10 protein-coding genes and 1 pseudogene are annotated in these 8,727 nt (G+C 68.8%); 1 reads left to right on the top strand and 10 read right to left on the bottom strand.

The annotated features are described in order from the left end of the window. The 10 genes and pseudogenes from HUU95_RS03130 to HUU95_RS03085 all read right to left on the bottom strand — a co-directional run. Window positions 1-163, bottom strand: a pseudogene (locus HUU95_RS03130) (1-deoxy-D-xylulose-5-phosphate reductoisomerase); the annotation flags it as partial. A gap of 10 nt (window positions 164-173) precedes the next feature. After that, window positions 174-992 carry a phosphatidate cytidylyltransferase gene (locus tag HUU95_RS03125; RefSeq protein ID WP_174278766.1) on the bottom strand — a complete coding sequence of 273 codons (819 nt, stop codon included), beginning with the start codon at window positions 990-992 and terminating at the stop codon, window positions 174-176. After that, complete coding sequence (locus HUU95_RS03120) at window positions 989-1,717, bottom strand: isoprenyl transferase (protein ID WP_174278765.1); 729 nt, start codon at window positions 1,715-1,717, stop codon at window positions 989-991. The genes HUU95_RS03125 and HUU95_RS03120 overlap by 4 nt, the downstream gene beginning before the upstream one ends. A gap of 37 nt (window positions 1,718-1,754) precedes the next feature. Continuing rightward, entirely contained in the window at window positions 1,755-2,312 is a 558-nt protein-coding gene (gene frr, locus HUU95_RS03115) for a ribosome recycling factor (RefSeq protein WP_174278764.1), read from the bottom strand. After that, complete coding sequence (pyrH, locus tag HUU95_RS03110; RefSeq protein WP_174278763.1) at window positions 2,299-3,051, bottom strand: UMP kinase; 753 nt, start codon at window positions 3,049-3,051, stop codon at window positions 2,299-2,301. The genes frr and pyrH overlap by 14 nt, the downstream gene beginning before the upstream one ends. Window positions 3,052-3,124: 73 nt before the next feature. Then, the gene (tsf, locus tag HUU95_RS03105) at window positions 3,125-4,081 is read right to left on the bottom strand and encodes a translation elongation factor Ts (RefSeq protein ID WP_174278762.1); all 957 of its coding nucleotides are present in this window, start codon (window positions 4,079-4,081) and stop codon (window positions 3,125-3,127) included. Between the two features lie 127 nt (window positions 4,082-4,208). Beyond that, complete coding sequence (rpsB, locus tag HUU95_RS03100) at window positions 4,209-5,027, bottom strand: 30S ribosomal protein S2 (protein ID WP_174278761.1); 819 nt, start codon at window positions 5,025-5,027, stop codon at window positions 4,209-4,211. A 104-nt stretch (window positions 5,028-5,131) separates the two neighbouring features. Further along, a complete protein-coding gene (locus HUU95_RS03095) occupies window positions 5,132-5,497 on the bottom strand; it encodes a hypothetical protein (RefSeq protein ID WP_174278760.1) in 366 nt (121 codons plus the stop codon). Continuing rightward, a complete protein-coding gene (locus tag HUU95_RS03090; protein WP_174278759.1) occupies window positions 5,490-6,299 on the bottom strand; it encodes a CDP-alcohol phosphatidyltransferase family protein in 810 nt (269 codons plus the stop codon). Before HUU95_RS03090 ends, HUU95_RS03095 begins: the two co-directional genes overlap by 8 nt. Before the next feature lie 124 nt (window positions 6,300-6,423). After that, a complete protein-coding gene (locus HUU95_RS03085) occupies window positions 6,424-7,149 on the bottom strand; it encodes a phosphatidylserine decarboxylase (protein ID WP_174278758.1) in 726 nt (241 codons plus the stop codon). Window positions 7,150-7,279: 130 nt separating this feature from the next. Here HUU95_RS03085 and HUU95_RS03080 point away from each other — a divergent pair, with 130 nt between their 5' ends. Further along, window positions 7,280-8,500 (top strand): NADP-dependent isocitrate dehydrogenase, encoded by a 1,221-nt coding sequence (locus HUU95_RS03080; protein WP_174278757.1) that lies wholly within the window; start codon window positions 7,280-7,282, stop codon window positions 8,498-8,500. Window positions 8,501-8,727: the final 227 nt, after the last annotated feature.

Genomic DNA, 8,727 nt, shown 5'->3' with positions numbered 1-8,727 from the left:
CGGCGATCGCCGCGCGCGTGCGCCGCGCCGCCGCCGCCAGCCCCGCGACATCGCGATGCGCGGTCAGCGCGCGCACCCGGAACCGGTCCGGCTCGCGCTCGATCAGGTCCAGCGTCGACGTGCCGACGGAGCCGGTCGCGCCCAGCACGGTGACGGTTCTCACTCGCCTGGCCTCAAGCGAACAGCCGCTGCCAGGCGACGGGGAAGAGCACCAGCGCGGCCGCGAGCGGCGCCACCGGCACCAGCCCGTCGAGCCGATCGAGCACGCCGCCATGGCCGGGCAACAGATTGCCCGAATCCTTCACGCCCGCGCGCCGCTTGAGCCAGCTCTCGAACAGGTCGCCCGCCTGCGCCGCGACCGCCAGCGCCGGGGTCGCCAGCGTCAGCCGTAGCGCCAGCCCCTCGGTCCAGTGCAGCAGGACGCCCCACAGCGACGCCGCGACCACGCCACCAGCCAGCCCCGCCCAGGTCTTGGCCGGGCTGATCGCCGGCGCCAGCCTTGGTCCACCGATCGCGCGGCCGGCGAAATAGGCGCCGATATCGGTCAGCCACACGGTCGCCAGCAGCCAGACCGTGCAGATCAGCCCGTCGATCCAGCCCTGCTGCTCGCGCACCAGCAGCAGGGCCAGGATCGGCACGCCGACATAGAAGGCGCCGCTCGCCAGCCACGGCTTGCGGGTGACGATGACGATGAAGAAGAACGCCGCCGCGATCAGCCCGAGCGCGAGGAACCAGGGGCCCGCCGCGACCGGCGCCATGATCGCCAGCGGCACGAACGCGGCGAACATCGCCAGGCGTTTCTCGGAGCCTCGCGCGCCCGTCAGGTCCGCCCATTCGGCCATCATCACCACGCCGATCACGGCGCAGAGCAGCCAGAAGGCGAACCCGCCCAGCCCTACCGCGACCAGCGCCACGACGATCATCGCGACCCCCGCCAGCGTGCGCTGGACGAGGTCGGACGGCGGCTTGAGGGCCGGCGGCGCCTCGCTCATCGGCCGCCGTAGCGCCGCTCGCGCCGCCCGAACGCGTCGATCGCGGCCGCCAGCGCGTCGCCATCGAAATCCGGCCACAGCGTGTCGACGAACATCAGCTCCGCATAGGCCGCCTGCCAGAGCAGGAAGTTGGATAAGCGCTGCTCGCCCGACGTACGGATCAGCAGGTCGAGCGGCGGCAGCGCGGCGGTGTCCAGTTCCGCCTCGATCGCCGCCTCGTCGATCTGTTCCGCCGGCAGACCCGTCAGCACCTTGGCGGCCAGCCGCCGCGCCGCCGCCGCCAGTTCCGCCTGCGCGCCATAGTTGAGTGCGATCGCCAGGATGGGGCCAGTGTTCCCCGCCGTGCGCGCCACCGCGTCGTCGACCAGCGTCACCAGATCGGGTTGGAAGCGGCGATAGTCGCCGATGATCCGCAGCTGCACGTTCTCCTGCGTCAGCTCCGCCAGGTCCGAGCGGATGAACCACCGCAACAGCCCCATCAGATCGCTGATCTCGTCCGCCGGCCGCCGCCAGTTCTCGGAGGAGAAGGCGTAGAGCGTCAGCGCCTCCACACCCATCGCCCGCGCCGCGCGCGTCACCTTGCGCACCGCCTCCACGCCCGCGCGATGCCCGGCGAGGCGCGGCAGGTGCCGGCCCTTCGCCCAGCGCCCGTTGCCATCCATGATGATGGCGACGTGACGCGGCACGACCGCGAGCTCGGGGGACAGCGCCGTGGCCACGATCACCCGCCCTCCCGGGAATGATAGGAGGCGCGCGGCCCCTTCACTTGCCCAGGATCTCCTTCTCTTTCGCGCCCGCCGCCGCGTCGATCTCGCCGATCGTCTTGTCGGTCAGCTTCTGCAGCTCCCCTTCATGCCGCTTGCGCTCGTCCTCGCCGAAGACGTTCTTCTTCTCGTCGGTCTTGAGCGCGTCCATCCCGTCGCGGCGCACGTTGCGCGCGGCGATCTTCGCCTTTTCCGAATATGAGCCGGCGAGCTTGGCCAAGTCCTTGCGCCGCTCCTCCGTCAGGTCGGGGATCGGCAGGCGCAACGTCGTACCGTCGTTGATCGGGTTGAGTCCCAGCCCCGCCGAGCGGATCGCCTTCTCGACCGGGCCGACATTGCTCTTGTCCCACACCTGTACGCTCAGCATACGCGGCTCGGGCACGGAGACGGTCGCGACCTGGTTGAGCGGCATGTGCGATCCATAGACCTCCACCGTCACCGGATCGAGCAGCGCCGTCGACGCGCGTCCCGTGCGCAGCCCGCCCAGATCGCCCTTGAGCGCCTCGACCGCGCCCGTCATGCGGCGTTCCAGGTCTGACTTGTCATAGGCGGGCATCGGCCATCTCCTCGGCTTGGACGATCGTGGAGGTGCCCTGCCCGGCGAGCACGGCGGCGAAATTGCCGTGCTCGCGGATGTTGAACACCACGATCGGGATGTTGTTGTCGCGGCACAGTGCCACGGCGGACGCGTCCATCACCTTGAGGTCCTGCGACAGCACCGCGCCGAAACCGATCGTGTCATAGCGCCGCGCGCCGGCCACCTTCTTCGGGTCGGCATCGTACACGCCGTCGACGCTGGTGCCCTTGAACAGCGCGTCGCACTTCATCTCGGCCGCCCGGAGCGCCGCGCCGCTGTCCGTGGTGAAATAGGGCGAGCCGACGCCGGCGGCGAAGATCACGACCCGGCCCTTCTGCAGGTGGCGTTCGGCGCGGCGCCGGATGAACGGCTCGCACACCGCCGCCATCGGGATCGCCGACTGGACCCGCGTCTCGACGCCGATCTGCTCCAGCGCGTTCTGCACGGCGAGCGCGTTCATCACGGTCGCCAGCATGCCCATGTAATCGGCGGTCGCGCGCTCGATCCCCTTGGCGGCGGCGGAGATGCCGCGGAAGATGTTGCCGCCCCCGACCACGACGCACAGCTCATAGCCCTGCGCACGGACATCCGCGATTTCCTGCGCCACGCGCGCGGTGACGGCGGGATCGATCGCCAGCCCGCCGCCGCCCTCGCCTGATCCCATCAATACCTCGCCCGACAGCTTCAGGAGAACACGCTTGAACGAGGCGGCGGGCATGGCGAGGGGCTATACGGGGTTAAGGCCAAGGGCAAGGGATGCACCATTTCTCCTTGCCCTCGCCCTCAAGGCATCATGACGCCGGCTGGTCGTCCTTGGGCTTCTGCGGCACGCCGGAGGCCGCCGCGACCTCGGCGGCGAAGTCGCCGACCTCCTTCTCGATCCCCTCGCCCAGCTGGAAGCGGACATAGTCGGCGAGCACGATCGGCGCGCCCGCGTCCTTGCCCGCCTTGGCGACCACGTCGGCGATCTTGGTCTTGCCGTCCATCACGAACAATTGGGAGACCAGCGCGTGCTCCTTGCGGTACTTGGCGATCGAACCCTCGACGCGCTTGGCCGCGAACTCGGGCTTCATGCCCTCGGCCAGCGCCTTTTCGGTGGCGATCGCGCGCTCTCGCTCGATCTCCGCCTCGTCCAGGTCCGCCTCGTTCAGCGCCTTGGGAAAGGCGGCCGCGATGTGCATCGCCAGCTGCTTGCCCAGCCCCTGCAGCACCTCGTCACCCGCCGCCGACTCCAGCGCGACCAGCACGCCGATCTTGCCCAGGCCGGGCGCCGCCGCGTTGTGGACATAGGACACGACCGCGCCCTGGCTCACCGACAGCTGCCGGGCGCGGCGCAGCGACTGGTTCTCGCCGATCGTCGCGATGTTGTTGGTCAGCACCTCGGCCACCGTCGTCCCCGACGCCATCGCCTGCGCCTTGAGCGCCTCCGCGTCGGCGCCGGTGGCGAGCGCGATGTGCGTCACCTCACGCACGAAGCTCTGGAACTGGTCGTTCTTGGCGACGAAGTCGGTCTCGGAATTCACCTCCACCGCCGCGCCGATGGTGCCGGAGGTCGCGACGCCGACCAGCCCCTCGGCGGCCGTGCGGCTCGACTTCTTCTGCGCCGCCGCCAGGCCCTTGGTGCGCAGCCAGTCCATCGCCGCGTCCATGTCGCCCGACGTCTCGCCCAGCGCCTTCTTGCAGTCCATCATCCCCGCGCCGCTCTTCTCGCGCAGGTCCTTCACCATCGCCGCCGTGATATCGGCCATGTCCGTGGTCCTCGATCTGATCCCGTTCGTCCCGAGCGAAGTCGCGGGACAGGTCCGGGAAAGTGCCTCGATGTCGCTCGGCACGAATGGCAGGGCCGGTCGCCCGACCGGCCCTGCCCCTTCATTGTTACGCCGTTGCTTCAGCGCCCTCGGTGGCGACCGCCTCGACCGGAGCCGCGTCGACCGGCGACGGCTCGGCCAGCGCCGCCTCCACCGGCGGCTCCGCCATCGATCCGATGTCGCCGCCGCGACGGCTCACCTGCTCCTGCCCGCCGCGTGTCGCTGCGATCGCGATCGCCTCGCAATACAGGCGGATGGCGCGGCTCGCATCGTCGTTGGCGGGCACCGGAAAGGCGATGCCGTCCGGCGAAACGTTCGAGTCCAGGATCGCCACCACCGGGATGCCCAGCGTGTTGGCTTCCTTGATCGCCAGCTCTTCCTTGTTGGCGTCGATCACGAACATGACGTCGGGGATGCCGCCCATGTCGCGGATCCCGCCCAGGCTCATCTCCAGCTTGTCGCGCTCGCGCGTCAGCTGCAGCACTTCCTTCTTGGTCAGGCCGACCGTGTCGCCGCCCAGCTGCTCGTCCAGCGCCTTCATGCGCTTGATCGAGTTGCTGATCGTCTTCCAGTTGGTGAGCATGCCGCCCAGCCAGCGGTGGTTGACGAAATGCTGGTTGGCGCGCCGCGCCGAGTCCGCCACCGGCTCCTGCGCCTGGCGCTTGGTGCCGACGAACAGCACCTTGCCGCCCGCCGCCACCGTCGAGGAGACGAACTCCAGTGCCCGCGCGAACAGCGGCACGGTCTGCGACAGGTCGAGGATGTGGACGCCGTTGCGATCGCCGAAGATGTACGGCTTCATCTTCGGGTTCCAGCGGTGCGTCTGGTGACCGAAATGCGCGCCGGTCTCGATCAATTGCTGCATGGAGACGACGGGTGCCGCCATGGGGATAACTCCTTCCGGTTGAGCCTCTGGGAAGCGGATGATCCCCGATCGGATCGGGGACACCGGGCTATGATGCTTCCCATGTGGGATTGAAGGCTGCGCATCTAGGCGGGGCGGCGTGTGAACGCAACCGCTTGACGCCAGAACGAGAACGGAACATAAAGAGGTCGCGGCAGGAACTTCGATGATCTGCCGCACGGCGGGCTTTGGTTCCTTCGAGGGTCGGGGAACCTGTGGATAAAACTGCCGTTCGCTGCATCGAGGAATTGGTCGTCAGGGAGGCGGGCATGGTCAATTTGGTGGCGAGTGCGGTATTCACGGGCGCGGCCGCGCTGGCGCTGCTGTCGATCTGGGCAGCGGTAGCGCCGCAATGGCGTCGCATGCTCCGGCTCATGATCGGTCAGGTCGAGCAGCCGGTTCAGCCGCTGCATGCGCTGGCGGTGGCGGAGCATCGCATCGTGGTCAGGCATCGGGCGTCGACGGCGCCGGCCACCGTTGCGGTCCGGCGACCGCGCGCCGCCTGACCCGGGCATAGCCCGCCGCGCTGAATGGGATCGTCAGCAGGTAGCCGCCGGCGATCACGGTCAGGGTCTGCCATGGCGCGGAGACGAACGCCGCCGCGAGCACCACCGCCGCCGCGATCGCCTCGAACCGGACATGCCGGCGCAGGCGGAACGACCGCCAGCTATAGGTGGCCAGGCTCGACACCATCAGTATTGCGACCCCAGCCGTCCACGGCGCCACCAGCCACCATGAGCGCGCGACGCCGACATCGCTCCACAGCCACACGAACAGCGGCAACAGCGCCAGCCCGGCGCCCGCCGGCGCCGGCACGCCGGTGAAGTATCCCGCCGCCTTGCGCGGCTGATCGCTCGCATCGATCTGCGCATTGAACCGGGCCAGCCGCAGCGCGCAGAACACAGCCAGCATCAGTGCGCACGTCCAGCCCGCGCGCGGCGCATATTGCAGCGACCATAGATACAGGATCAGCGCGGGCGCCACCCCGAACGAGATCGCGTCCGACAGCGAGTCGAGTTCCGCCCCGAACCGACTCTCGCCCTGCAACAGGCGCGCGACGCGCCCGTCGAGCCCGTCCAGCACGGCCGCCAGCAGGATCATCCCCACCGCCCGCTCCCACTCGCCGCCGATCGCGAAACGCACCCCCGACAGGCCGGAACACAGGGCCAGCGCAGTAAGCGCGTTGGGCAGCACCGCGCGCAATGGGATGCCGCGAACGGGGCGGCGCGGGCGCAGGCGAGGCGGCAGGCTCACCTACCCCCCTCCCGCTGTCGGGAGGGGGCCGGGGAATGGGCTCCCGCTTCGATCAGGGTCTTCCCGATCAGGCCGCTTGCCCACCCCGAACCCCTCCCGCTTGCGGGAGGGGAGCAGAAGGTCCTCACTGCGCCACCGCCGTCACCGGCGCTCCGCCGGCGCGTCCGATCACCGTCTCGCCCGCGATGCTCCGCTGCCCCAGCGCCACCTGGCACACGCAATCCTCCGGGAGGAACACGTCGACGCGGCTGCCGAACCGGATCAGTCCGATGCGCTGCCCCACCGCGACGATGTCGCCGCTCTTGACGAACCCCAGGATGCGCCGTGCCACCAAGCCGGCGATCTGCGTGAAGCCGACGCGCCGGCCGTCATGGCCCTCCACGACGAAATATTGTCGCTCGTTCTCCTCGCTCGCCTTGTCGAGATCGGCATTGAGGAACTTGCCGGAGACATAGACGACCTGCCGCACCGTGCCCGCGATCGGCGTCCGGTTGATGTGGACGTCGAAGACGGACATGAAGATCGATACGCGGGTCAGCACGCCGCTCAGCCCGTTGGGTCCGTCCAGCTCGGCCGGCACGGGTACGCGCTCGATCATGGTGACCAGTCCGTCGGCGGGCGCCACGATCAGCCCGGGGCCCTGCGGCGTCGCGCGCACCGGATCGCGAAAGAAGATCGCGACCCACGCCGTCAGCCCGACCATCGGCCAGAACAGCACGTTGGACACGATCGTCAGCAACAGCGTCAGTCCCACCGCGATTGCGACGAACTTATAGCCTTCGGAGTGGATGGCGGGGAAGCGCCACTTGACGGTGGTGGTTTCCACCGGCGGCTTGTCGAGCGATGCCATGCGCGCGGGGCTTACCCGGACGCGTCGCCGCGCGCAAACGGCGCCGTCCCCACGCGCGTCCGCGCTCGCCTTGATTGCCTCCCGCCCCCGTCCTAGACGCCGCGCCAGCACCCTTCAGCAGGAACCGTGTATGGCCAAGATTCAGGTGAAGACACCCGTCGTGGAGATCGATGGCGACGAGATGACGCGCATCATCTGGGAGTGGATCCGCGAGCGCCTGATCAAGCCGTACCTCGACATCCAGCTCGACTATTACGACCTCGGCATCGAGCAGCGCGACGCCACCGACGATCAGGTCACGGTGGACAGCGCCAGGGCGACGCAGCGCTATGGCGTCGCGGTCAAGTGCGCGACGATCACGCCCGACGAGGCGCGCGTCGAGGAGTTCGGGCTCAAGAAGATGTGGCGCTCGCCCAACGGGACGATCCGCAACATCCTGGGCGGCGTGATCTTCCGCGAGCCGATCGTGATCCGCAACGTGCCGCGCCTGATCCCCGGCTGGACGCACCCGATCGTGGTCGGCCGTCATGCGTTCGGCGACCAGTACAAGGCGACCGACTTCGTCGTGCCAGGCCCGGGCAAGCTGACGATGACCTGGGAGGGCGAGGACGGCCAGCGGATCAGCCACGAGGTGTTCGACTTCCCCGCCGGCGGCGTCGCGATGGGGATGTACAATCTCGACGACTCGATCCGCGACTTCGCCCGCGCTAGCATGAACTACTCGCTGGGGCGCAAATGGCCGCTGTACCTTTCGACCAAGAACACCATCCTCAAGGCTTATGACGGCCGCTTCAAGGACATCTTCGCCGAGGTGTTCGAGGCGGAGTTCGTCGACAGGTTCAAGGACGCGAGCATCGTCTACGAGCACCGGCTGATCGACGACATGGTCGCCAGCGCGCTCAAATGGTCGGGCGAGTTCGTCTGGGCGTGCAAGAATTACGACGGCGACGTCCAGTCGGATCAGGTCGCGCAGGGCTTTGGCTCGCTGGGGCTGATGACGTCGGTGCTGATGACGCCGGACGGCAAGACGATCGAGGCGGAGGCCGCGCACGGCACCGTGACCCGCCACTATCGCCAGCATCAGCAGGGCAAGGCGACCTCGACCAACCCGATCGCATCGATCTTCGCCTGGACGGGCGGCCTCAAATATCGCGGCCAGTTCGACGGCACGCCCGACGTGACGCGCTTCGCGCAGACGCTGGAGCGGGTCTGTATCGAAACGGTGGAACAGGGCCACATGACCAAGGACCTCGCCATCCTGATCGGCCCGGACCAGCCCTGGATGACGACCGAGCAGTTTTTCGAGGCGGTGCGCGCCAACCTCGAAACCGCGATGAACGGTTGGTCCTGAGGGACCAGCCGTCGGGATGACGGAACCGTCATGCGGCGCTCCTTGTTGATCTGGCGACACCATCAAGGAGCATCCTCATGCGGTTCACCCCCTTCCTGACCATCGCCGCGGTGGCGATCGCGACGCCGGCGCTGGCGCGGCAAACCACGCCCGCGCCCGCCACGACGCCCACCAGCCCGACCGATCCGTCCGGCCAGACCAGTCCGCGCGCGCCGGGCACGACGCCG

It is taken from the genome of Sphingomonas bacterium (assembly GCF_903643065.1).
Lineage (GTDB): Bacteria > Pseudomonadota > Alphaproteobacteria > Sphingomonadales > Sphingomonadaceae > Sphingomonas.
Note: the sequence above shows the minus strand (reverse complement) of the source record. Positions and strands in the feature narration are given on the sequence as shown.

What these genes read in the sequence shown, in the direction of transcription:
- tsf (WP_174278762.1), bottom strand. Translation starts at nt 4,081, where the DNA reads ATGGCCGATATCACGGCGGCGATGGTGAAGGACCTGCGCGAGAAGAGC.
- rpsB (WP_174278761.1), bottom strand. Translation starts at nt 5,027, where the DNA reads ATGGCGGCACCCGTCGTCTCCATGCAGCAATTGATCGAGACCGGCGCG.
- HUU95_RS03085 (WP_174278758.1), bottom strand. Translation starts at nt 7,149, where the DNA reads ATGGCATCGCTCGACAAGCCGCCGGTGGAAACCACCACCGTCAAGTGG.
- frr (WP_174278764.1), bottom strand. Translation starts at nt 2,312, where the DNA reads ATGCCCGCCTATGACAAGTCAGACCTGGAACGCCGCATGACGGGCGCG.
- HUU95_RS03125 (WP_174278766.1), bottom strand. Translation starts at nt 992, where the DNA reads ATGAGCGAGGCGCCGCCGGCCCTCAAGCCGCCGTCCGACCTCGTCCAG.
- HUU95_RS03095 (WP_174278760.1), bottom strand. Translation starts at nt 5,497, where the DNA reads ATGCCTGACCACGATGCGATGCTCCGCCACCGCCAGCGCATGCAGCGG.
- pyrH (WP_174278763.1), bottom strand. Translation starts at nt 3,051, where the DNA reads ATGCCCGCCGCCTCGTTCAAGCGTGTTCTCCTGAAGCTGTCGGGCGAG.
- HUU95_RS03080 (WP_174278757.1), top strand. Translation starts at nt 7,280, where the DNA reads ATGGCCAAGATTCAGGTGAAGACACCCGTCGTGGAGATCGATGGCGAC.